This is a genomic window from Pseudomonas sp. CFBP 8772, from assembly GCF_014841665.1.
Classification (GTDB): Bacteria; Pseudomonadota; Gammaproteobacteria; order Pseudomonadales; family Pseudomonadaceae; genus Aquipseudomonas; species Aquipseudomonas graminis_B.
Genome location: NZ_JACYUI010000004.1, coordinates 161,975 through 184,271 on the forward strand (window position 1 = coordinate 161,975; position 22,297 = coordinate 184,271).

Here is a 22,297-nt window from a genome sequence, read left to right on the forward strand (position 1 = left end):
CTATGGTGCACAAAAAACGAAGGCCGGATTGTACCGGCCATTCAGAAAAACATCAGCCCGCGATCAACTGAGTGGCAGCGACATAAAACCGGTGGAGACCATCATGTCCCGTGCAGCCCAGGCCTGACGGACCGGACCGAACGAACGCCGATGAATCGGCGTAGGCCCCAGCCGCGCCAGTGCTTCGAGGTGCACGGCGGTGGGATAACCTTTATGGCCGCCGATGCCGTAGCCCGGATAAAGCAGCTCCATGCGCGCCATTTCCCGGTCGCGACTGACCTTGGCCAGAATCGAGGCGGCGGCAATGGCCGGCACGTGAGCATCGCCCTGAATGACCGGCGCGCTGGGCACCGACAGCTGCGGGCAGCGATTGCCGTCGATCAGCGCCAGCTTCGGCGTGATGATCAAGCCTTCTACCGCGCGCTTCATCGCCAGCATGGTGGCGTGAAGAATATTCAGCTCATCGATCTCTTCGACCTCGGCCCGCGCGATGTGCCAGCACAGCGCTTTCTCGCAGATCTCGTCGAACAGTCTTTCGCGCTTGGCTTCGGTGAGCTTCTTCGAATCGTTCAGGCCCAGAATCGGACGCTTGGGATCAAGAATGACGGCCGCAGTGACAACGGCGCCACACAGTGGGCCGCGGCCGACTTCGTCGACACCGGCGACCAGATCCTCGACAAGATTGAAGTCCAGACCCATTTGCATTGATTGCCTGCTCATTGTGAAGGCGTTGCGCCAATCAGGTTCAACACCGCTTCGGCGGCCTGATTGGACGCATCGCGACGCAAGGTTCGGTGAATCGCGTCGAAGCCAGCCGTCTGTGCGTCGCCGTTATCCAGCAACGGCAACAGCGTCTGCGCCAGGGCTTCGGCGGTCGCCGCGTCCTGCAGAAGCTCCGGGACCAGCAACCGCTGGGCCAGCAGGTTCGGCAGCGACACGTACGGGCTCTTCACCATCCGCTTGAGTATCCAGTAAGTCAGTGGCGCCATACGATAGGCAACCACCATCGGTCGTTTGTACAGCAACGCTTCCAGGGTCGCTGTGCCGGAAGCGATCAGCACGGCATTGCACGCGGCCAGCGCCACGTGGGACTGGCCGTCGAGCAGGGTGAGCGGAAGATCGCGGCCTTGCAGAAGTTGCTCAATCTGTTCACGGCGCTGAGGGCTGGCGCAGGGCAGCACGAAACGGATGTCGGGGCGCGCGGCCAGCAGGCGCTCGGCTGCGTCAAAAAACAGCGCACCGAGGCGTCCGACTTCGCCACCGCGACTGCCCGGCATCAACGCAACCACCGGACCTTCGCCCAGGCCAAGTTCAGCACGCGCGGCCCGTTGATCCGCCTGCAGCGGAATGGCGTCGGCCAGCGGATGCCCGACAAAGCGCACCGGCACGCCCTTCTCTTCATAGAAACGGGCTTCGAACGGCAGCAAGGTCAGCATCAAGTCGCAGCCTTCGCGGATTTTCAGGACACGCTTCTGCCGCCACGCCCACACGGAGGGGCTGACGTAGTGTACGGTCTTGATGCCGGCCTGACGCAGCTTGAGTTCGATATTGAGGGTGAAATCCGGCGCGTCGATACCGATGAACACGTCCGGCTTTGCGTCGATGAGGGTCTGAATCAGCAACTTGCGCCGGGCGAGCAGCTCTTTGAGGCGACCCAGCACTTCCACGAGGCCCATGACCGACAGGCGCTCCATCGGAAAATACGACGTCATGCCCTGGGCTTCCATGAGCGGCCCGCCGACACCGATGAATTCGGCGTCCGGATGCCGCGCCTTGATCGCACGCATCAAGCCGGAGCCGAGGATGTCGCCGGAGGCCTCTCCGGCCACCAGCGCAATACGCAAGCGAGCCATGGTCAGCGGGTGATGCCGCGAGTCGAAGACTGGATGGACGTGAGGAACAGCTCGACTTCGGGGAACTGCGCAGCGGGTTCGCTCAGCTCGACCATCGCCTGTTCCACGGTCAGGCCCTGACGGTAGACGGTCTTGTAGGCGCGGCGCAGCGCATGAATCGCTTCCTCGGAGAACCCCCGACGACGCATGCCTTCGAAGTTCATGCTGCGGGCTTCGGCAGGGTTGCCAAACACGGTGACAAACGCCGGAACGTCCTTGCCGATGGCAGTGCCCATGCCGGAAAAGCTGTGCGCGCCGATGTGGCAATACTGATGCACCAGGGTAAACCCGGACAGAATGGCCCAGTCATCCACGTGCACATGACCGGCCAACGCCGTGTTGTTGACCAGAATGCAGTGATTGCCTATGACGCTGTCATGGCCGATGTGCGCGTAGGCCATGATCAGGTTGTGGTCACCCAGGGTGGTTTCCGCACGGTCCTGAATGGTGCCACGGTGGATCGTCACGCCTTCGCGGATGACGTTGTGGTCACCGATTACCAGACGCGTCGCTTCACCTTTGTATTTCAGATCAGGCGTGTCCTCACCTACCGAAGAAAACTGGTAGATGTGGTTGTGTTTACCGATCTTGGTCGGGCCGCGCAGGATCACATGCGGACCGATCACTGTACCCTCGCCGATTTCCACACCAGGTCCGACGATCGACCACGGGCCGACCTCCACATTGTCGGCCAGCACGGCCGTCGGATCGATGATTGCGCGAGAGTCAATCAAACTCATAGTTTGCGTTCCGCACAGATGATTTCAGCCGAGCACACCGGCTTGCCATCAACCGATGCCTGGCACTCGAACTTCCAGATCTGCCGCTTGCAGCTCAGGAACTTCGCTTCGAGGATCAGCTGATCACCCGGCAGCACGGGCTGGCGGAAGCGCAGCTTGTCGGAGCCGACGAAGTAATACAGGGTGCCATCGGCAGGCTTCACATCGAGCATCTTGAAACCCAGGATGCCGGCAGCTTGAGCCATGGCCTCAATGATCAGCACGCCCGGCATGATCGGGTGCTGCGGAAAGTGACCGTTGAAGAAAGGCTCGTTGATGCTGACGTTCTTGTAGGCACGAATGCTCTTGGTCTCGACATCCAGCTCCACCACACGATCCACAAGCAGGAACGGGTAACGGTGCGGCAGATATTCGCGGATTTCGTTGATGTCCATCATTTCGAAAGGAAGCCTGTAGTAAAGAGTGGGAGGGCGCGACTAACGCGCGTCACTCCTCTAGCAAATCAAGGAGGCAGTTTATCGGCTGTGCACGCTTGATAAGAAAAAGTATCAGCTATCAGATGAAGGCTTACCGCCTGAGGTCACCGCCTCGACAATCTTTTCCAGATGCTGCAGACGTCGCGCCATGTCGTCGAGATGACGCATGCGTGCCGCGCTCTTGCGCCACTCCGCGGCCGGCTGCATGGCTGTCCCGGAAGAATACCAGCCCGGCTCTGTGATCGACCGCGTCACCATGGTCATGCCGGTGACGACAACCCCATCACAAAGCTCGATATGGCCCACCAGCCCGACACCGCCGGCCAACTGGCAGTGTTTGCCGATCTTGGCGCTGCCCGAAATGCCAACACACGCAGCCATGGCCGTGTGGTCGCCGATCTGGACGTTGTGGGCGATCTGAATCTGGTTATCCAGCTTCACGCCGTTGCCGATGCGCGTATCGTCCATGGCGCCGCGGTCGATCGCGGTGTTCACGCCAATTTCGACATCGTCACCGACGGTCACACCGCCAATCTGCGCGACCTTCTGCCAGACGCCTTTCTCGTTGGCGAAACCAAAACCTTCGCCACCCAATACCGCACCGGACTGAATGACCACCCGCTGCCCGATGCGAACGTCGTGATACAGCGTGACGCGCGGTGCAAGCCAGCCACCCTCGCCAATCACGCTGCGGGCACCGATGAAGCAATGGGCACCAATGGTCACACCGGCCGCAATCCGCGCTCCGCTCTCGATGACAGCATAAGCGCCGACGCTGGCCGCCGGGTCGACGAAAGCGTCTGCGGCCACTACTGCAGTCGGGTGTACGCCGACGGCAGCTTTGGGCTTGGGATCGAACAGATGGGAAATACGGGCGTAGGCCAGATACGGATCAGGCACCAGCAACGCGTCGGCGGCATACCCTTCTGCATCCGCCGGCTTGAGCAGCACGGCAGCGGCGTGGGTGGTCGCGAGGAATTTTCGGTACTTGGGATTGTCCAGAAAGCTGACCTGATCGGGACCGGCTTCCTGCAAGGTTGCCAGTCCCGTGATTTGCTTGTCCGCCGGGCCACGCAGAGTGGCGCCGAGGAACTCGGCCAAGTGGCCGAGTGTGGTCGTCATAGTCATGAAACTTACTTCAGCTGATTCATGCGCTCGATGACCTGGCGAGTGACGTCGTATTGCGGCTTGACGTCAATCACGGCACCGCGCTCGAACACCAGGTCAAAGCCGCCTTTCTTGATCACTTCTTCCACAGCCTGGTCCAGCTTGGGCTTGAGTTGCTTGAGCATGTCGCGGTCAGCAACAGCCTTGGCTTCGTTCAGCTCTTTGGACTGGAACTGGAAATCACGGGCTTTTTGCTTGAAGTCCAGTTCCAGACGCTCGCGCTCAGGCTGGGCCATTTTGTCGCCACCGGCGACCAGACGATCCTGAATGCCTTTGGCGCTGCTTTCCAGAGCCTTGAGTTTGGTCAGCTGAGGTCCGAATTTTTTCTCTGCATCCACGGCGTACCGTTTGGCTGCGTCGGATTCGAGCAGGGCCATTTGGTAGTTCAGTACTGCGATTTTCATGTCAGCAAATGCCGGGCCTGCGATCAGAACCGTTGCCAGCAATGCCAATTGGGTCAACTTACGCACGATGTAACTCCTACAGAATCCGTTGTCGTTAGCAGTGATCAGACCCTTAGAAGGTCTGACCGAGAGAGAATTGGAAGACCTGGGTTTCGGTGCTGTCGTCCGGTTTCTTGACCGGCATCGCCAGGGCAAAACTCAACGGACCCAGTGCAGTGACCCACGTCACGCCGACACCGACGGAGCTCGCCAGGCCGGAGAGATCAGGGCCATTACATTCGACCTTCTGACCGTCAGTCGTCGTCTTCTGGGAACCGCAGTTGGTGTTAAAGGTGTTACCCACATCCCAGAAGATCGAGGTACGCAGCGAACGCTGGTCCTTGATGAATGGCAGCGGAAACAGGATTTCCGCACCACCGGTGATCAGGACGTTACCACCGAACGGCAGCGGATCTTGATCCGGGTCAGCAATGGTTCCTGGCTTACCGCCGTTCTCAGCACTACGACTTGGTGTACTGCGCGGACCGAGCGTACTGTCCTTGAAGCCGCGAACCGAGTTGAAACCACCGGCGTAGTAATTCTCGTAGAACGGCAGACCGGACGTGGAACCATAACCGTCGCCATAGCCCAGCTCCGAGTGCAGACGCAGGGTGTAGTTGTTGGTGATCGGGTGGAACAACTGACCGCGGTAATCAAGTTTGAAGAACGACAGGTCGCTGCCCGGAATGGTGGTTTCCAGGGTCAGGCTCTGGGAGCTACCACGGGTTGGCAAGGTGCCTTTGTTCAGGGTCGACTCGGACCAGCCCACCGACGCCTTGAAGTTGGTGAAGCTGTCGCCTTCCTTCTCGATGAAGTCGAAGATCTCATCAACGGTGTATTTACCGGTGCTCAGTTCATCCTTCTGTACCGACAGGCCGAAGTTCAGGCGAGAAGTCTCGCTGATCGGGTAGCCCATGTTGATGCCGGCACCCAGGCTGTCAACCGAATAGCTCGCTACGTCGACGTCAAGGTCGTCGTAGTCGGTCTTGCGGTAGAACGCGCTGTAGCCAAGGCTCACACCGTCCGGCGTGAAGTACGGATTGACGTAGCTGAAGTTGTAACGGGTCTGGTATTCGCTTTTGGTCAGGCCGATGCTGACCTTGTTACCCGTACCCAGGAAGTTGTTCTGGCTGATGGAGCCACCGAGGATCAGACCCGCGCTCTGCGCAAAGCCGACACTGGCGGTGATCGAACCGGACGCCTGCTCTTCAACGGCGTAGTTCACGTCTACCTGATCGTCGGTGCCAGGCACCGCCGGGGTTTCAACGTTCACTTCCTTGAAGAAGCCCAAACGGTCAAGACGGGTCTTGGACTGGTCGATCAGGTAAGTGGAGGCCCAGCCGCCTTCCATCTGACGCATTTCGCGGCGTAGCACTTCGTCTGCTGTCTTGGTGTTGCCACGGAAGTTGATGCGGTTGACGTAAGCACGCTTGCCCGGATCGACGACGAAAGTGATATCGACCGTGTGGTCTTCATCGTTCGGGGTCGGCACACCGTTGACGTTGGCGAAGGTGTAACCCTCGTTACCCAGACGGCGGGTGATCAGCTCGGAGGTGGTGGTCATCACCTTACGGGAGAACACCTGGCCCGGCTTGACCAGCAGCAGCGATTTGACCTGATCTTCAGGGACCTTGAGGTCACCGCTCAGCTTGACCGACTTGACGCTGTACTTCTCGCCTTCATGAATGTTGACGGTGATGTACACGCTCTTCTTGTCGGGCGTGATGGATACCTGAGTCGAGGCGATATCCATGTTGATATAGCCGCGGTCGAGGTAGTACGAACGCAGACGTTCCAGGTCACCGGAGAGCTTCTCACGGGCGTACTTGTCGTCGTTCTTGAAGAAGGAAAGCCAGTTGGTGGTCTTCAGTTCGAACAGATCCACCAGATCGTCTTCAGGGAAGACCGAGTTGCCCACCACGTTGATGTGCTGGATGGCGGCAACTGCGCCCTCGTTGATGTTGATCTTCAGACCCACACGGTTACGCGGCTGCGGCACGACTTCGGTGGCGACTTCTGCAGAGTAACGACCCTGTGCAACGTACTGACGTTGCAGCTCGTTGCGCACGCCTTCCAGCGTTGCACGCTGGAAAATCTCGCCTTCGGCCAGACCCGACTGCTTCAGACCCTTCATCAGGTCCTCGGTGGTGATCGCTTTGTTGCCTTCGATCTCGATACTCGAAACCGACGGACGCTCGACAACTGTGATGACCAGGACGTTGCCGTCGCGGCCCAGCTGGATGTCCTGGAAAAATCCGGTTTTGAACAGCGCGCGAGTTGCGTCGACAAGACGCCCATCATCGGCCTGTTCACCCACGTTCAACGGCAGCGCGCCAAACACGCTGCCGGCGGAAACCCGCTGCAGACCGTTGACACGGATATCGGAGATAGTGAAGGACTCGGCGTGAACTTCGGCGATCATCAGTACGGCAAGAACCGCAGTTAGCAGCAGACGTTTCATGAAGTCCTTTCTTATTCCAACTGGCAATAAACAAACTGCCGCAAAATGCGGCAGATTCACAATTCGGCGTAGCTTTTACAGTCGTCCCAGATCGTTGACCAGTGCGAGCAACATCACTCCAACCACCAGACTGATACCGATCTGAACCCCCCAGCCCTGCACCTTCTCTGACAGTGGTCGACCACGCGCCCACTCGATCAGATAAAACAGCAAGTGCCCCCCATCCAGCACGGGTATGGGCAGCAAATTGAGAACACCCAGGCTTATGCTCAGATAAGCGAGGAAATTCAGGAAGTCACCTACGCCTGACTGGGCCGAAGCGCCCGCCACTTTAGCAATGGTTATCGGTCCGCTCAAGTTTTTTACCGAGAGCTCGCCGAACAACATTTTCTTCAGCGAATCGAGCGTGAGCACGCTCATGGTCCAGGTACGCCGCGCGCCTTCTGCCACGGCGGCTACAGGGCCATAGCTCACCTCGCGCAACATCTCCGGCGGCCAATCCACACCTTTCACGCCCGCCCCCAGATACCCGGTCGCCGCAGCGCCTTCGCCCCGTGTAACCAGATCGACAGGCACATTCAGCTGAGCGCCGTCACGCTCGACGCGCACGGAAATCCGCGTATCGGCATGGACACGAACCCAGTCCACGACCTTCTGCCATTCGTCGACAGGCTCGTCATTAAGGGCCAGCAGACGGTCACCGGTTTTAAGACCTGCGGTTTGTGCAGGGCCTTTCGGATCGAGCTCTGCCAGAACCGGCGGCAGGGCTGGACGCCAGGGACGAATACCCAGCGAACGAATAGGGTCCGGCTCGGCTGCGCCCTTGAGCCAGTCGTTGAGCACCAGCGAACGTGGGGTTTCCACGTCAGAACCCTGCTCGCGAACCTTCAACGCGATGCTGCCGCTCTCACCCAGGCGACGCACCAGTTGCAGGTTCACGCCGGCCCACCCGGTGACGGCTTCGCCATCCACCGAGACAATTTCCTGACCGGAACTCAGCCCGGCCTTTTCCGCGATACTGCCTGGCTCGACGCCGCCCACCACAGGCCGCACCTGCTGGCTGCCCAGAATGGCGAGTACCCAGAAAAATACAATCGCCAGCAGAAAGTTGGCGACCGGGCCGGCAATCACGATAGCGATACGCTGGTAAACCGACTTGCGGTTAAAAGACTGATCAGCCAGCTCGGGGGGGACGTCGCCCTCCCGTTCGTCGAGCATTTTCACGTAGCCGCCGAGCGGAATCGCCGCCACGACGTATTCGGTGCCCTTGCGATCACTCCAGCGCAACAACGGCATGCCAAAGCCCACCGAAAAACGCAGGACTTTGACGCCACAGCGGCGGGCCACCCAGAAGTGGCCGAACTCGTGAAACGTCACCAGCACGCCCAGCGCAACCAGGGTGCCGACAATCATGTATAGCGCGCTCATCGCTGCTCTCCGGGTACCGATCTAGCGGTGCGTTGAAGCCCACATTGCCTGCGAATCATAAGAAACATTACTGCCTGAACCGACTGCCTAGCGACCATTGCGCCCTAGCCATTGCTCAGCCAGCGCACGCGCTCGCGCATCGATCTCGAAAACCGTCTCCAGCTCGGACACGGCGACGACGGGCTCGAGGTTCAGAACCTCGTCGATCATACTCGCGATTTCCGGGTAGCGAATGCGCTTGTCCAGAAACGCCGCGACCGCGACTTCATTGGCAGCATTCAGTACCGCAGGTGCACTGTCGCCCGCCTCAGCAGCTTGCCGTGCCAGACGCAGGCATGGGAAGCGCACTTCGTCCGGTGCCTCGAAGTCCAGCCGCGCGATGCTGAACAGATCCAGCGGCGAGACACCTGAGTCGATACGCTCGGGCCAGGCCAGCGCGTGGGCAATCGGCGTACGCATGTCGGGATTACCCAGCTGCGCGAGCACCGAACCGTCGACGTAATCGACCATCGAATGGATCACGCTCTGAGGGTGAATCACCACCTCGATCCGCGCGGGCGTCGTGTCGAACAGCCAACAGGCTTCGATCAGCTCAAGGCCCTTGTTCATCATGCTGGCGGAATCGACGGAAATCTTGCGGCCCATGGACCAGTTGGGATGGGCGCAGGCCTGATCCGGGGAAACGTGCTCCAGCTCGGCGAGCGGTGTCTGCCGGAACGGGCCACCGGATGCGGTCAGCAGAATGCGCCTGACGCCAACCTTCTCGAGACCGCTTTCGTAATCACGCGGCAAGCACTGGAAGATCGCGTTGTGTTCGCTGTCGAGCGGCAGCAGCACCGTCCCACTGCGACGAACAGCCTGCATGAACAAGGCGCCGGACATGACCAGCGCTTCCTTGTTGGCCAGCAGGACCTTCTTGCCCGCCTCGACAGCGGCCAGGGTCGGACGCAAACCGGCGGCACCGACGATCGCGGCCAGCACGGTATCCACCAGAGGGTGTGCAGACACTTCACAGAGCCCGCCCTCCCCCACCAGCACGCGGGTATCGAGACCCGCGGCGCGCAGGTCGTCCTGCAACTGCCGCGCGGCGGCTGTCGTCGGAACCACGGCGAATTGCGGGGTATGTCGAACGCACAACGCCAGCAGCTCGGCCAGACGCGTGTAGCCCGTCAGGGCAAACACCTGGTACCGCGACGGGTGCCGTGCAATGACGTCCAGCGTACTTAACCCGACCGAGCCCGTCGCGCCAAGCACGGTAATGAGCTGAGGCGTACTCACATCACGCCCCAGTCCTGGGCAGCCCAGAGCAGCAATGCGAACACCGGAATGGCAGCGGTCAGGCTGTCGATGCGATCCAGCACACCACCGTGGCCTGGCAGCAGGTTGCTGCTGTCCTTGAGCCCGGATTTGCGCTTGAACATGCTCTCAGTGAGGTCACCGACGACCGAGATCAGCACGACGATCGCCGCACACACCAGCGCGAAGATGATTTCGCCCAGCGACCAGCCGCGATAGACACCCACCGCCGCAGTGATCAGCAGGCACGCCGCCAGACCACCATAAAGGCCTTCCCAGCTTTTACCCGGGCTGACCTTCGGCGCCAGCTTGCGCTTGCCGAATGCCTTGCCGGAGAAATAGGCGCCAATGTCGGCACCCCACACCAGAATCATCACCGACAGGATCAGCCAGTTGCCCAGCGGCATTTGCTTGATCAGCACCAGACCCTGCCACGCCGGCAGCAGTATCAGCAAACCGATCAGCAGCTTGCAGATGGCACTGGACCAGTGCTCGCTGGACTCGGGATAGGTCAGCACCAGCCAGGTTGCCACCAGCCACCAGATCAGCGCCGCCACCAGCAACCAAGGCGCGAGGTCGGGCAACAGGTACAACAGAAACAGCAGCGCAGCAACCACCACGGCGTACAGAACGCGGGAAGATTGCGCCTCGAAGCCGGAGAGACGCGCCCACTCCCATGCGCCGAGCACGACGACTGCACCAATGAACAATGCAAAGCTGCCGCCTTCGAGCAGGAAGAAACCGCACAGGGCCAGCGGCGCAAGGATCAGCGCAGTGATGATTCGTTGTTTAAGCATTAAGCGCGGGCTCCAGCTTCTACCTGCTCGCTGGTTTTCCCGAAGCGGCGTTGGCGAGAAGCGAAATCGGCCAGCGCAGTGCGCATGGCATCGTGTTTGAAGTCCGGCCAGAACAGGTCGGAGAAATACAGCTCGGCATAGGCCAGCTGCCAGAGCAGGAAGTTGCTGATGCGGTGCTCGCCGCCCGTGCGGATGCAGAGGTCGGGCAACGGCAGATCGCCAGTGGCCAGGCACGTCTGCAGCAGCTCCGGGGTGATGTCGTCCGGCCGCAAGTGGCCTGCCTGAACTTCACGGGCCAGCCGCTGGGCTGCCTGAGCGATATCCCACTGACCGCCGTAGTTGGCGGCAATCTGCAAAACAAAGCGGCTGTTTTCAGCCGTGCGCTGCTCGGCTTCGCGGATGGCGGCCTGAAGCTCGGGGTGAAACCGCGAACGGTCGCCGATGATGCGCAGACTGATGCCGTTCTCGTTCAGGCGCTTGGTTTCGCGACGCAGCGCCGTGAAAAACAACTCCATCAGCGCGCCGACCTCTTCCGCCGGGCGCTGCCAGTTCTCGCTGGAGAACGCGAACAAGGTCAGCACTTCGACCTTGGCCTCTGCACAGACTTCAATCACGGCACGAACAGCATCGACCCCTGCCTTGTGGCCCGCTACACCGGGTAGCAGGCGCTTTTTGGCCCAGCGGTTGTTCCCATCCATGATGATCGCGACATGACGCGGCACCGATGCCGGCGCAGCCAGCTTTGTCTTATCCATGAAAGCTTCCCGGCCCTTATACGGCCATCAGGTCCGCTTCTTTGGACTTGGTCGCGGCGTCGATGTCAGCCTCAGCCTTGTCCGTCAGCTTCTGGATGTCGGCAGCAGCGCGGCGCTCTTCGTCTTCGCTGATTTCCTTGTCCTTGACCAGCTTCTTCAGTTCACCCAAAGCGTCACGACGGATGTTACGCACGGCAACGCGAGCGTCTTCTGCGGCACTGCGCGCCTGCTTGGTGAAACCCTTGCGGGTCTCTTCCGTCAGAGCAGGCATGGAGATCAACAGCATCTCGCCCAGGTTGGTCGGGTTGAGGTTCAGACCAGCACTCTGAATGGCCTTGTCGACCGCAGAAAGCATGTTGCGCTCGAACGCCACGACCTGCAGCGTACGGGAGTCCTTCACGGTCACGTTGGCCACACCGCTCAACGGGGTGTCGGAACCGTAGTACGGCACCATCACACTGCCGAGAATGCTCGGGTGGGCCTTGCCGGTACGGATCTGGCCGAATGCATGGGCCAAGGACTCAAGGGATTTCTTCATCCGCTCTTGAGCGTCTTTCTTGATTTCGTTGATCATTGTTCGCCTTCCTCGATCAAAGTACCTTCCGCGCCGCCATGCACGATGTTCAGCAGGGCGCCGGGCTTGTTCATATTGAAGACACGCAGTGGCATCTTGTGGTCACGACACAGACAGATGGCTGTCAGATCCATTACACCCAGCTTGCGATCCAGCACTTCGTCATAGGTCAGACGATCGAACTTCTCGGCATGCGGGTCCTTGAATGGATCGGCAGTGTACACACCATCGACCTTGGTTGCTTTCAGCACGACATCAGCGTCGATCTCGATCGCGCGCAGGCACGCTGCCGAATCCGTGGTGAAGAACGGATTGCCGGTACCGGCCGCGAAAATCACGACTTCCTTGGCATTCAGGTGACGCATGGCTTTGCGACGGTCGTAGTGATCGGTCACGCCCACCATGGAAATGGCCGACATCACGATGGCCGAGATGTTGGCGCGCTCCAGCGCGTCACGCATGGCCAGCGCATTCATCACGGTGGCCAGCATGCCCATGTGGTCGCCAGTGACCCGATCCATGCCGGCCGCGCTCAGCGCTGCGCCGCGGAACAGGTTACCGCCACCGATGACCAGGCCGACCTGAACGCCGATGCCGACCAACTGACCAACTTCAAGGGCCATGCGATCCAGCACCTTGGGGTCGATGCCGAACTCTTCCGACCCCATCAGGGCCTCGCCGCTGAGCTTGAGTAGAATGCGTTTATAGCGAGCTTGATAGCCACTGCCCTGCTGAGCCATTGCGAATCTCTCCTGCGGCGTTTGAAAAAAATCGTTCGAGTTGCGGGCCGTTTTCGACCTGCGCTAACTCTAGGTCACTGCTTCAGGGAATTGCAGCCTCGTAGGCCCAACTTCCTGCAAAAACAAATTCCGTGCAGCCATAACAATTCCGCGTACCGCTTTGACAAAGAGGCTGCGCGCGTGAGCGGGCAGCCTCTTCGGGGCGACAGTTGGAAACCGTCTTATTGCTTGCTTGCAGCTACTTGAGCAGCGACTTCTTCAGCGAAGTTGTCGACTGGCTTCTCGATGCCTTCGCCTACTTTGAAGTAGGTGAAGGAAACGATTTCAGCGCCGGCTTTCTTGGCCAGTTCACCGACCTTGATTTCCGGGTTCTTGACGAACGCTTGCTCAACCAGGCTGGCTTCAGCCAGGAACTTGCTGATACGACCACCAACCATCTTCTCGGCGATTTCAGCAGGTTTGCCTTTCAGCTTGTCTTCGTTCAGTTGCATGAAGACATTCTTCTCGCGCTCGATCGCTTCCGGGGAAACGTCCGAAGGCAGCAGGAACTCAGGGTTGGTCGCTGCCACGTGCATCGCGATGTCTTTGGCCAGCTCTGCATCGCCGCCCTTGAGGACGACAACCACACCGATCTTGTTGCCGTGCAGGTACGAACCCAGAACGTCGCCTTCGATGCGCGCCAGACGACGGATGTTGACGTTCTCGCCAACCTTGCCGACCAGCACCAGACGATCAGCTTCCATCGCTTCAACCAGAGGCTCAACGGTGGTCAGCTTGTCAGCGAAGGCTTTCTCGACGCTTTTAGCGACGAATGCCTTGAAGTCATCCTGCAGAGCCAGGAAGTCGGTCTGGGAGTTGACTTCGATCAGGACTGCGGCTTTGCCGTCGTCCTTGATGGCGATGGCGCCTTCAGCAGCAACGTTGCCTGCTTTTTTGGCTGCCTTGATTGCGCCCGAAGCACGCATATCGTCGATGGCTTTCTCGATGTCGCCGCCAGCCTTGGTCAAGGCCTTTTTGCAATCCATCATGCCTTCGCCGGTACGCTCGCGCAGTTCTTTGACCAACGCTGCAGTAATCTCTGCCATTTCAAAATCCTCTTGGATAGGTCTTCAACCATTCCACCCGCAATGCGGGCGTTCAAATTCTTGAAAATCCATGGTGACTGCTGCACATGACAATAAGATCGATGGCGGCGTCAGATGGTTTTCGAGGTGGCAAAAAGGGGGCCAAGCCCCCTTTTTGCGTACTGAGTCAACGCCAGGCGTTTGTTACTCAGCCTTCAACAGTTGCCGCTGGAGCTTCTTCAGCGTAAACGTCGGTACCGCCGCCATTGTTGTTGCGACCGCGGATCACAGCGTCAGCCATCGAACCCATGTACAACTGGATGGCGCGGATTGCGTCATCGTTGCCCGGGATGATGTAGTCAACGCCTTCAGGGCTGCTGTTGGTGTCGACAACGCCGATGACCGGGATACCCAGCTTGTTGGCTTCGGTGATCGCGATGCGCTCGTGATCAACGTCGATAACGAACAGAGCGTCTGGCAGACCGCCCATGTCCTTGATACCACCCAGGCTACGATCCAGCTTTTCCAGATCGCGAGTGCGCATCAGCGCCTCTTTCTTGGTCAGCTTGGTGAAAGTGCCGTCTTCTGCCTGGACTTCGAGATCACGCAGACGCTTGATGGAAGCGCGGATGGTCTTGAAGTTGGTCAGCATGCCGCCCAACCAGCGGTGATCGACGTACGGCGAACCGCAACGTGCTGCTTCTTCAGCAACGATCTTGCCAGCGGAACGCTTGGTGCCGACGAACAGAATCTTGTTTTTGCCCTGAGCCAGGCGCTCAACGAAAGTCAAAGCTTCGTTGAACATAGGCAGGGTTTTTTCAAGGTTGATGATGTGAATCTTGTTGCGCGCGCCGAAAATGTATTTACCCATTTTCGGGTTCCAGTAACGGGTCTGGTGACCGAAGTGCACACCGGCCTTCAGCATATCGCGCATGTTGACTTGGGACATGATAGTTCCTTGATAAGTCGGGTTAGGCCTCCACGTATCCCAATGACCAACCAGCGGCTTGAGCCGAAGGCACCCAGGTCATCGTGTCGACACGTGTGTGGGTTAGAGCTTTCGGGGCAGACCCCGTAAAGCGGCGCATTTTATATCACAAAAAACCGGATAACGGAACTCGAAATAAGAGCCTGTTTTCCCGACGCTTTTGCCTCCCTCGTGCGAGCCGTCAGGCACCCTGCCTGCTCGATGGGAGAAGGGATGATAACCCGCCTGACGACGGTCTGGTAGAATCGCGTTTTTTCCGTATCAAGCCGTGGCTGCGCCGCGCCGAGAGAGCCTGTTTAATGACCGTGACACTGAAAACCCCCGAAGACATCGAAAAGATGCGAATTGCCGGCCGCCTGGCTGCCGACGTGCTGGAAATGATCGGCGCCCATGTAAAGCCTGGCGTAACCACCGACGAACTGGACCGCCTCTGCCACGATTACATCGTCAACGAGCAGAAAGCCATTCCGGCGCCGCTGAATTACAAGGGTTTCCCGAAATCCATCTGTACCTCGATCAACCATGTCGTCTGCCACGGCATTCCGAACGAGAAGCCGCTCAAGAATGGTGACGTGCTGAACATCGACGTGACGGTCATCAAGGACGGCTACCACGGTGATACCAGCAAGATGTTCCACGTGGGCAAGGTGCCTGAGTGGGCCGAGCGTTTGTCCCGCGTCACCCAAGAGTGCCTTTATAAAGGCATCGAAGTGGTCAAGCCCGGTGCGCGCCTGGGCGATATCGGCGAAGTGATCCAGAAACATGCCGAAAAGAACGGCTTCTCCATCGTCCGCGAATACTGCGGCCACGGCATCGGCAGGGTCTTCCACGAAGAGCCGCAAATTCTGCACTACGGCGAGGCCGGTAAAGGAATGGAGCTCAAGGAAGGCATGACCTTCACCATCGAACCGATGATCAATCAGGGCAAGGCTGACACCCGCTTGCTGGGCGACGGCTGGACAGCCATCACCAAGGACCGCAAGCTGTCGGCGCAGTGGGAGCACACCATTCTGGTGACCGCGACCGGCTACGAAATATTCACCCTGCGCAGCGATGACACCATCGCCCGCACCTCGGCCTGATCGCGAAGTCACTTGCGATCAGCGTCGGTACAGCCAGCACGGTCGGTTTAGCACGGTCGGTATAGATAGAAGGAAAGCAGTTCGATGCCGCAGGTGGACCCAGATTTGTTCGATCGCGGCCAGTTTCAGGCCGAGCTGGCGCTGAAGGCCAGCCCCATACCCGCCTTCAAGAAAGCCATCCGTCAGGCGCGCGAGGTGCTGGACGGACGCTTCAAGTCAGGCCGTGAAATTCGCCGCCTGATCGAAGACCGCGCCTGGTTCGTCGATAACATCCTGCAGCAGGCCTGGGATCAGTTCGACTGGAGCGAAGACGCCGACATCGCCCTGCTGGCGGTCGGCGGCTACGGTCGCGGCGAACTGCACCCCTACTCCGACATTGATCTGCTGATCCTGCTGGACAGCGCCGACCATGAGGTTTTCCGCGATTCCATCGAGCGTTTTCTGACGCTGCTGTGGGACATCGGCCTGGAGGTCGGTCAGAGCGTGCGTTCGGTGGACGAATGCGTCACCGAGGCACGGGCCGATCTCACCGTCATTACGAATTTGATGGAGAGCCGCACGATTGCCGGCCCCGAGCGACTGCGTCAACGCATGCTCGCCGTCACCAGCACCCGCGAAATGTGGCCGAGCAAGGAGTTCTTCCTGGCCAAACGCGCCGAGCAGAAGAACCGTCATCACAAATATTTCGACACTGAGTACAACCTTGAGCCCAACGTCAAAGGCTCGCCCGGCGGGCTGCGGGATATTCAGACCATTCTCTGGGTTGCCCGTCGCCAGTACGGCACGCTGAATCTGCACGCACTGGCCGACGAGGGTTTTCTGCTGGAGAGCGAAAACGCGCTGCTGGCGTCCTCCCAGGAATTTCTGTGGAAGGTCCGTTATGCGCTGCACATGCTGGCCGGTCGTTCCGAAGACCGACTGCTGTTCGATTACCAGACCAGCATCGCGCGCCTGCTGGGTTACGAAGACAGTGACGCCAAGCTGGCCATAGAGCGCTTCATGCAGAAGTACTACCGGGAGGTCATGAGCATTGCGCAGCTCAGCGACCTGATCATCCAGCACTTCGAAGAAGTGATTCTCGCGGACGATGAAGGCACGGTCACCGAGACGATCAACTCGCGCTTCCAGCTGCATGACGGCTACATCGAGGCGACTCATCCAAACGTTTTCAAGCGCACGCCGTTCGCGATGCTCGAGATCTTCGTGCTGATGGCGCAGCGCCCGGAAATAAAAGGCGTGCGCGCCGACACCATCCGGCTGCTGCGGGAACACCGCTACCTGATCAACGACGATTTCCGCAACGATATCCGCAACACCAGCCTGTTCATCGAGTTGTTCAAATGCGAGATCGGCATCCACCGCAACCTGCGGCGGATGAACCGTTACGGCATTCTCGGGCTGTACCTGCCAGAGTTCGGCCACATCGTCGGGCAAATGCAGCACGACCTGTTCCACATCTACACGGTCGACGCCCATACGCTGAACCTGATCAAGCACCTGCGTAAGCTGCAATACACGCAGGTGTCAGAGAAATTCCCGCTGGCCAGCAAGCTCATGGCCAGACTGCCCAAGCCCGAGCTTATTTATCTGGCCGGGCTGTACCACGACATCGGCAAGGGCCGCGGCGGCGATCATTCGGAACTGGGCGCGGTGGATGCCGAAGCGTTCGGCATTCGTCATCACCTGCCCCACTGGGACACCCAACTGATTGTCTGGCTGGTGCAGAACCATCTGGTGATGTCGACCACCGCCCAGCGCAAGGACTTGTCCGACCCGCAGGTGATTCACGACTTCGCCCAGTTCGTCGGCGATGAAGTGCATCTGGACTACCTCTACGTGCTGACCATCGCCGACATCAACGCGACCAATCCGACGCTGTGGAACTCGTGGCGGGCCAGCCTGTTGCGCCAGCTGTACACCGAGACCAAGCGCGCACTCAAGCGTGGGCTGGAGAATCCGGTCGACCGCGAGGAGCAGATCCGTCGCACCCAAAGCGCCGCCCTGGATATTCTGGTGCGCAGCGGCACTGATCCCGACGACGTCGAGCAATTGTGGTCGCAACTGGGTGATGACTATTTCCTGCGTCACACCGCAGGTGACGTGGCCTGGCACAGCGACGCGATTTTGCAGCAGCCGGCCGATGGCGGCCCGTTGGTGCTGATCAAGGAAACCACCCAGCGCGAGTTTGAAGGCGGCACGCAGATATTCATTTATGCGCCCGACCAGCATGACTTCTTTGCCGTGACCGTGGCGGCGATGGACCAGCTGAACCTGAACATTCACGACGCCCGGGTCATCACCTCCACCAGCCAGTTCACCCTCGACACCTACATCGTGCTCGACAGTGAAGGCGGTTCGATCGGTGAAAACCCGGAGCGCATCAAGGCCATTCGTGAAGGGCTGACCGAGGCGCTGCGCAACCCCGACGATTACCCGACGATCATCAAACGCCGGGTACCGCGTCAGCTCAAGCACTTTGCCTTCGCGCCTGTGGTGACGATTTCCAACGACGCGCAACGGCCAGTCACGGTGCTGGAACTCAGCGCGCCGGATCGCCCCGGGCTGCTGGCGCGACTGGGCAAGATCTTCCTGGAGTTCGATCTGTCACTGCAGAACGCCAAGATCGCCACGTTGGGCGAGCGCGTGGAAGACGTGTTCTTCCTGACCGATGAAAACCACCAGCCGCTGTCCGATCCGCAGCTGTGCCGACGCCTGCAGGATGAAATCGTCGAACAGCTCAGCGTCAATCCCGAGCCCGGCAGCGAGTTGCGCATCAGCATTTGAACCGGCCAGGACGGCCAGCCATACCGACTTGATTCAACGGCGCCCTGCCACATCGTGAACACGAGTGCGGGCGCCCAGCCTTGAGAACGATTCGACATGAATAACGCCCTGCAGCAGCTTCAGCCCTACCCTTTCGAGAAACTCCGCGCTTTGCTCGGTGCCGTCACGCCGAATCCGGACAAACGTCCGATCGCTCTGTCGATCGGCGAACCCAAGCACAAGTCGCCAGAGTTCGTGGCCAAGGCGCTGGCCGACAACCTCGATCAGATGGCGGTCTACCCGACCACGGCCGGGATTCCTGCGCTGCGTGAAGCCATCGCTCACTGGTGCGAGCGCCGTTTCAGCGTGCCGGCCGGCTGGCTGGATGCGGCGAAACATGTGCTGCCGGTCAACGGCACCCGCGAGGCGCTGTTTGCCTTTACCCAGACGGTCGTCAATCGCGCTGACAACGGTTTGGTGATCAGCCCTAACCCGTTTTACCAAATCTATGAGGGCGCGGCGTTTCTGGCCGGCGCCACTCCGCACTATCTGCCTTGCCTGGCCGAACATGGGTTCAACCCGGATTTCGACGCCGTCAGCGCTGATGTCTGGGACCGCTGCCAGATTCTGTTTCTGTGCTCGCCGGGCAACCCGACCGGTGCGCTGATCCCGCTGAAAACCCTGAAGAAGCTCATTGCGCTGGCCGACAAGCACGATTTCGTGATCGCGGCCGACGAGTGCTACAGCGAGCTGTATTTCGACGAAGCGACCCCGCCGGCCGGGCTGCTCAGCGCCTGCGCGGAACTGGGTCGCCAGGATTTCAAGCGCTGCGTGGTGTTCCACAGCCTGTCCAAGCGTTCGAACCTGCCGGGCCTGCGTTCAGGTTTTGTCGCAGGCGATGCCGACATTCTCAAGGCGTTTCTGCTCTATCGCACCTACCACGGCTGCGCAATGCCGGTGCAAACGCAACTGGCAAGCATCGCGGCCTGGAGCGACGAAGAACACGTGCGCGCCAACCGCACGCTGTACCGGGAGAAGTTTGACGCTGTGCTGGAAATCCTCAGCCCGGTCATGGACGTGCAGCGCCCCGACGGCGGCTTCTATCTGTGGCCCAACGTCGGGACTGATGACGCGAAGTTCTGCCGTGATCTGTTCGTCACTGAACACGTGACCGTGGTACCGGGGTCATACCTGTCCCGGGACGTCGACGGCTTCAACCCCGGCGCCGGCCGCGTGCGCATGGCACTGGTCGCACCGCTGGCCGAGTGCATCGAAGCCGCCGAGCGCATCCGGGATTTCGTCACGAGCCGCTGATACCTGTCTTGCTGAGGCGTTATTCGTGCCTCAGTGCGCCAGACCCAGATTGGCTTCGTTGAGATCGAGTTCCGCCAGCACCAGGCGCAGCACGTCATCGCCGATCTGGTGATGACGGTGCAGGTTGTAAAGCTCCAGACGCTGGGCACGCAGGGCGTTGAGGCGCATGCGTTTCTCCAGTTGGTCCATCTGGAAGGCCAGCGCCTGGGCCTCGGCGGTGTCGTTGAATATATCCAGACGCTGGCGGTATTCGGACATGATCCGCGCCTTTACTTCTATCGCGAGCACCGCCTGCGCAGCCTCGGGTGAATCCGTGGCTGCGGGGATCGCTTCGCTCTCCAGTGTCTTGATTGCCGCCTGAGCCGTCCGTTTCCAGGCATCCCGCACTTCGCGCTTCATGCGCGTGTCCGGCTCATTGACCTGCCCACGCAGCAGCAGCGGCAAGCCAATGCTCGCCGACACCAGCGACAGCAGGATCACCCCTGCCGCGATGAAAATCAGCAAATCACGCTCGGGAAAGTCGACGCCGGCGCTGATCAGCAGCGGCACCGACAACGTACCCGCGAGCGTGACTGCACCGCGCACCCCGCCCACCGTCAGCAGCAATGAAGAACGGGTCGACAGATCCAGCGTGCCGTCGCCCCTGCCGCGCCAGCGCCGAATCTGGATCATCAGCCGCCAGACGCTCTGCACCCAGATGTAACGCAACACCGCCAGCACGACGAAAATCGCCAGCACATCCAGGCAACGCCACAACAGTGTCGGCCACAGGGTCGCTTCGTGGTGGGTAACGGCGGTAATGATGTCCGGCAGTTGCAAGCCCAGCAGCAGGAAGATCAGGCCGTTGAAGGCAAACTCCAGGAGGGTCCACACGCTGCGATTGAGCAGTCGAGTGGTGGTCTGGCGGGGCAGCAGATCGACCCAGCTTTGCATCATCCCCGCCGCCACCGCCGAGAGAATGCCGGACAGTTCAAGGCGCTCGGCCAGGACGTAAGCGGCGAACGGCAGCAGCAACATGAAGACAACGTGGGTCGCCGGATCATCCCAGCCCCGGGTGATCATCCGGCTGCGCAGACGCCCCACCACCCAACTGAGCGCAACGCCCACGGCCAGACCGCCACACGCCACCAGCACAAAATTCAGGCTGGCATCGGTCAGGGAGAACACGCCTGTGATGGCAGCTGCGAGGGCAAACTTAAAGGTGACCAGGCCGGTGGCGTCGTTCATTAATGCCTCGCCCTGGAGCATGCGCATGATCGGCGCGGGCAGCCGGTCCTGGGCGATGGCCGAGACCGCCACGGCGTCGGTCGGGGACAGCACCGCGGCCAAGGCAAAGGCGACAGGCAAGGGAATGGAAGGCAGCAGCCAGTGGATGAAGTAACCGGCGCCGATCACGGTAAAAATCACCAGCCCGACCGCGAGGGTCAGGATTGCGCCGCGATAGCGCCAGAGATCGCGCTTGGGCATGCGCCAGCCATCGGAAAACAGCAGCGGCGGCAGGAACAGAAACAGGAACAGCTCAGGGTCGAGCGCCACGTGCAGGCCCAGCGTCGGCCAGGCGAGCAAGGCGCCCGCGGCGATCTGCACCAGCGGCAACGGCAGCGGAATCACCCGGGCCAGCAATCGCGAGACACCTACCAGCGTCAACAAGATAAGGACGGTATAGGCTGTTTGCATTGCGTGTTTCCCCAAGCGTGTGGCACATGACTGACATCGGCAACAGACCCGATGCGTCAGGCAAAGTGCCCCTCATAGCGGCTGCAAGGGATCATGGGCTTCTGATACATCCCTGATAGCCGGCCATTGTCGCCCCAGGTCACGCCGCGCAAACCCACCTCGAACGGACAAAGCGTCGGCCCGCCGCGCTTACCCGGCGTGTACGTGGCATAATCCTCCACCGTTTTTTTCAACCGTCCCGAAAGGAGCAGGCCGATGGCCAAGGAAACCCACACGTTGCACCTGTTTGGGATCAGGGCTTGCGACACAATGAAGAAGGCGCGCACCTGGCTCGATGAAAAATCGGTGAATTACGATTTCCACGACTACAAGACCCAGGGCATTGATCGGGACCACCTGACCCGTTGGTGCAACGAGCATGGCTGGCAGACGGTCCTCAACCGCGCCGGCACGACCTTTCGCAAACTGGACGAGGCGCAGAAAGCCGACCTCGACCAGGAAAAGGCCATTGAGCTGATGCTCGCCCAGCCCTCGATGATCAAACGCCCGGTGCTGGATCTTGGCGAAAAAACCCTGATTGGCTTTAAACCCGAACTGTACGCTGCGGCTATCGCCTGATTGAGATAGCCCTAAATAACGA

Annotated in this window: 21 protein-coding genes; 4 read left to right on the forward strand and 17 right to left on the reverse strand. The window is 60.0% G+C overall.

The annotated features are described in order from the left end of the window. Positions 1-63: 63 nt before the first annotated feature. The 15 genes from rnhB to rpsB form a co-directional block, all read right to left on the reverse strand. Entirely contained in the window at positions 64-705 is a 642-nt protein-coding gene (gene rnhB / locus IFT99_RS10660) for a ribonuclease HII (RefSeq protein ID WP_122622967.1), read from the reverse strand. Positions 706-716: 11 nt separating this feature from the next. Beyond that, the gene (gene lpxB, locus IFT99_RS10665; protein WP_192132164.1) at positions 717-1,853 is read right to left on the reverse strand and encodes a lipid-A-disaccharide synthase; all 1,137 of its coding nucleotides are present in this window, start codon (positions 1,851-1,853) and stop codon (positions 717-719) included. A 2-nt stretch (positions 1,854-1,855) separates the two neighbouring features. After that, positions 1,856-2,632: an acyl-ACP--UDP-N-acetylglucosamine O-acyltransferase gene (gene lpxA / locus IFT99_RS10670; RefSeq protein ID WP_192132166.1), complete on the reverse strand. Its 777-nt coding sequence runs from the start codon at positions 2,630-2,632 to the stop codon at positions 1,856-1,858. Beyond that, positions 2,629-3,069 carry a 3-hydroxyacyl-ACP dehydratase FabZ gene (fabZ, locus tag IFT99_RS10675; RefSeq protein WP_037014232.1) on the reverse strand — a complete coding sequence of 147 codons (441 nt, stop codon included), beginning with the start codon at positions 3,067-3,069 and terminating at the stop codon, positions 2,629-2,631. The genes lpxA and fabZ overlap by 4 nt, the downstream gene beginning before the upstream one ends. A gap of 111 nt (positions 3,070-3,180) precedes the next feature. Continuing rightward, positions 3,181-4,236 (reverse strand): UDP-3-O-(3-hydroxymyristoyl)glucosamine N-acyltransferase, encoded by a 1,056-nt coding sequence (gene lpxD / locus IFT99_RS10680; protein WP_192132168.1) that lies wholly within the window; start codon positions 4,234-4,236, stop codon positions 3,181-3,183. Between the two features lie 5 nt (positions 4,237-4,241). After that, complete coding sequence (locus IFT99_RS10685) at positions 4,242-4,745, reverse strand: OmpH family outer membrane protein (protein WP_037014235.1); 504 nt, start codon at positions 4,743-4,745, stop codon at positions 4,242-4,244. 46 nt (positions 4,746-4,791) lie between these two features. Further along, positions 4,792-7,179 carry an outer membrane protein assembly factor BamA gene (gene bamA, locus IFT99_RS10690; protein ID WP_192132171.1) on the reverse strand — a complete coding sequence of 796 codons (2,388 nt, stop codon included), beginning with the start codon at positions 7,177-7,179 and terminating at the stop codon, positions 4,792-4,794. Between the two features lie 75 nt (positions 7,180-7,254). Beyond that, the gene (gene rseP, locus IFT99_RS10695; protein WP_192132173.1) at positions 7,255-8,607 is read right to left on the reverse strand and encodes an RIP metalloprotease RseP; all 1,353 of its coding nucleotides are present in this window, start codon (positions 8,605-8,607) and stop codon (positions 7,255-7,257) included. Between the two features lie 87 nt (positions 8,608-8,694). Further along, positions 8,695-9,885: a 1-deoxy-D-xylulose-5-phosphate reductoisomerase gene (gene ispC, locus IFT99_RS10700; RefSeq protein WP_192132175.1), complete on the reverse strand. Its 1,191-nt coding sequence runs from the start codon at positions 9,883-9,885 to the stop codon at positions 8,695-8,697. After that, positions 9,882-10,700: a phosphatidate cytidylyltransferase gene (locus tag IFT99_RS10705; RefSeq protein WP_065989843.1), complete on the reverse strand. Its 819-nt coding sequence runs from the start codon at positions 10,698-10,700 to the stop codon at positions 9,882-9,884. The genes ispC and IFT99_RS10705 overlap by 4 nt, the downstream gene beginning before the upstream one ends. Beyond that, complete coding sequence (uppS, locus tag IFT99_RS10710; protein WP_065989844.1) at positions 10,700-11,455, reverse strand: polyprenyl diphosphate synthase; 756 nt, start codon at positions 11,453-11,455, stop codon at positions 10,700-10,702. Before uppS ends, IFT99_RS10705 begins: the two co-directional genes overlap by 1 nt. Before the next feature lie 16 nt (positions 11,456-11,471). Next, on the reverse strand, positions 11,472-12,029 hold the full coding sequence (frr, locus tag IFT99_RS10715) for a ribosome recycling factor (protein ID WP_065989845.1): 558 nt from the start codon (positions 12,027-12,029) through the stop codon (positions 11,472-11,474). Next, positions 12,026-12,769: a UMP kinase gene (pyrH, locus tag IFT99_RS10720; protein WP_037014256.1), complete on the reverse strand. Its 744-nt coding sequence runs from the start codon at positions 12,767-12,769 to the stop codon at positions 12,026-12,028. Before pyrH ends, frr begins: the two co-directional genes overlap by 4 nt. Before the next feature lie 221 nt (positions 12,770-12,990). Beyond that, positions 12,991-13,854, reverse strand: coding sequence for a translation elongation factor Ts (gene tsf / locus IFT99_RS10725; protein WP_065989847.1), 864 nt, complete (start codon positions 13,852-13,854; stop codon positions 12,991-12,993). Between the two features lie 187 nt (positions 13,855-14,041). After that, positions 14,042-14,782 carry a 30S ribosomal protein S2 gene (rpsB, locus tag IFT99_RS10730; protein WP_192132177.1) on the reverse strand — a complete coding sequence of 247 codons (741 nt, stop codon included), beginning with the start codon at positions 14,780-14,782 and terminating at the stop codon, positions 14,042-14,044. Positions 14,783-15,120: 338 nt separating this feature from the next. On the opposite strand from rpsB, the gene map reads away from it, so the two are divergent. The 3 genes from map (at position 15,121) to dapC (ending at position 19,980) form a co-directional block, all read left to right on the forward strand. After that, positions 15,121-15,903 (forward strand): type I methionyl aminopeptidase, encoded by a 783-nt coding sequence (gene map, locus IFT99_RS10735; protein WP_192132179.1) that lies wholly within the window; start codon positions 15,121-15,123, stop codon positions 15,901-15,903. Positions 15,904-15,987: 84 nt separating this feature from the next. Then, positions 15,988-18,687 carry a [protein-PII] uridylyltransferase gene (locus IFT99_RS10740; RefSeq protein WP_065989850.1) on the forward strand — a complete coding sequence of 900 codons (2,700 nt, stop codon included), beginning with the start codon at positions 15,988-15,990 and terminating at the stop codon, positions 18,685-18,687. Positions 18,688-18,783: 96 nt separating this feature from the next. Then, complete coding sequence (gene dapC, locus IFT99_RS10745; protein ID WP_192132181.1) at positions 18,784-19,980, forward strand: succinyldiaminopimelate transaminase; 1,197 nt, start codon at positions 18,784-18,786, stop codon at positions 19,978-19,980. Positions 19,981-20,010: 30 nt separating this feature from the next. On the opposite strand, the gene IFT99_RS10750 is transcribed toward dapC, so the two are convergent. Next, positions 20,011-21,657 (reverse strand): Na+/H+ antiporter, encoded by a 1,647-nt coding sequence (locus tag IFT99_RS10750; RefSeq protein ID WP_192132182.1) that lies wholly within the window; start codon positions 21,655-21,657, stop codon positions 20,011-20,013. Positions 21,658-21,713: 56 nt separating this feature from the next. Continuing rightward, entirely contained in the window at positions 21,714-21,920 is a 207-nt protein-coding gene (locus tag IFT99_RS10755; protein ID WP_192132184.1) for a hypothetical protein, read from the reverse strand. Here IFT99_RS10755 and IFT99_RS10760 point away from each other — a divergent pair. After that, positions 21,913-22,275 carry an ArsC family reductase gene (locus tag IFT99_RS10760; RefSeq protein ID WP_192132187.1) on the forward strand — a complete coding sequence of 121 codons (363 nt, stop codon included), beginning with the start codon at positions 21,913-21,915 and terminating at the stop codon, positions 22,273-22,275. The two genes, IFT99_RS10755 and IFT99_RS10760, sit on opposite strands and share 8 nt — an antisense overlap. The last annotated feature ends 22 nt before the right edge of the window (positions 22,276-22,297 follow it).

Excerpts from the sequence above, each read along its gene's own strand:
- rnhB (WP_122622967.1), bottom strand. The coding sequence starts at position 705 with ATGCAAATGGGTCTGGACTTCAATCTTGTCGAGGATCTGGTCGCCGGT.
- lpxB (WP_192132164.1), bottom strand. The coding sequence starts at position 1,853 with ATGGCTCGCTTGCGTATTGCGCTGGTGGCCGGAGAGGCCTCCGGCGAC.
- lpxA (WP_192132166.1), bottom strand. The coding sequence starts at position 2,632 with ATGAGTTTGATTGACTCTCGCGCAATCATCGATCCGACGGCCGTGCTG.
- fabZ (WP_037014232.1), bottom strand. The coding sequence starts at position 3,069 with ATGATGGACATCAACGAAATCCGCGAATATCTGCCGCACCGTTACCCG.
- lpxD (WP_192132168.1), bottom strand. The coding sequence starts at position 4,236 with ATGACTATGACGACCACACTCGGCCACTTGGCCGAGTTCCTCGGCGCC.
- bamA (WP_192132171.1), bottom strand. The coding sequence starts at position 7,179 with ATGAAACGTCTGCTGCTAACTGCGGTTCTTGCCGTACTGATGATCGCC.
- rseP (WP_192132173.1), bottom strand. The coding sequence starts at position 8,607 with ATGAGCGCGCTATACATGATTGTCGGCACCCTGGTTGCGCTGGGCGTG.
- IFT99_RS10705 (WP_065989843.1), bottom strand. The coding sequence starts at position 10,700 with ATGCTTAAACAACGAATCATCACTGCGCTGATCCTTGCGCCGCTGGCC.
- uppS (WP_065989844.1), bottom strand. The coding sequence starts at position 11,455 with ATGGATAAGACAAAGCTGGCTGCGCCGGCATCGGTGCCGCGTCATGTC.
- frr (WP_065989845.1), bottom strand. The coding sequence starts at position 12,029 with ATGATCAACGAAATCAAGAAAGACGCTCAAGAGCGGATGAAGAAATCC.
- pyrH (WP_037014256.1), bottom strand. The coding sequence starts at position 12,769 with ATGGCTCAGCAGGGCAGTGGCTATCAAGCTCGCTATAAACGCATTCTA.
- tsf (WP_065989847.1), bottom strand. The coding sequence starts at position 13,854 with ATGGCAGAGATTACTGCAGCGTTGGTCAAAGAACTGCGCGAGCGTACC.
- rpsB (WP_192132177.1), bottom strand. The coding sequence starts at position 14,782 with ATGTCCCAAGTCAACATGCGCGATATGCTGAAGGCCGGTGTGCACTTC.
- map (WP_192132179.1), top strand. The coding sequence starts at position 15,121 with ATGACCGTGACACTGAAAACCCCCGAAGACATCGAAAAGATGCGAATT.
- IFT99_RS10740 (WP_065989850.1), top strand. The coding sequence starts at position 15,988 with ATGCCGCAGGTGGACCCAGATTTGTTCGATCGCGGCCAGTTTCAGGCC.
- dapC (WP_192132181.1), top strand. The coding sequence starts at position 18,784 with ATGAATAACGCCCTGCAGCAGCTTCAGCCCTACCCTTTCGAGAAACTC.
- IFT99_RS10750 (WP_192132182.1), bottom strand. The coding sequence starts at position 21,657 with ATGCAAACAGCCTATACCGTCCTTATCTTGTTGACGCTGGTAGGTGTC.
- IFT99_RS10760 (WP_192132187.1), top strand. The coding sequence starts at position 21,913 with ATGGCCAAGGAAACCCACACGTTGCACCTGTTTGGGATCAGGGCTTGC.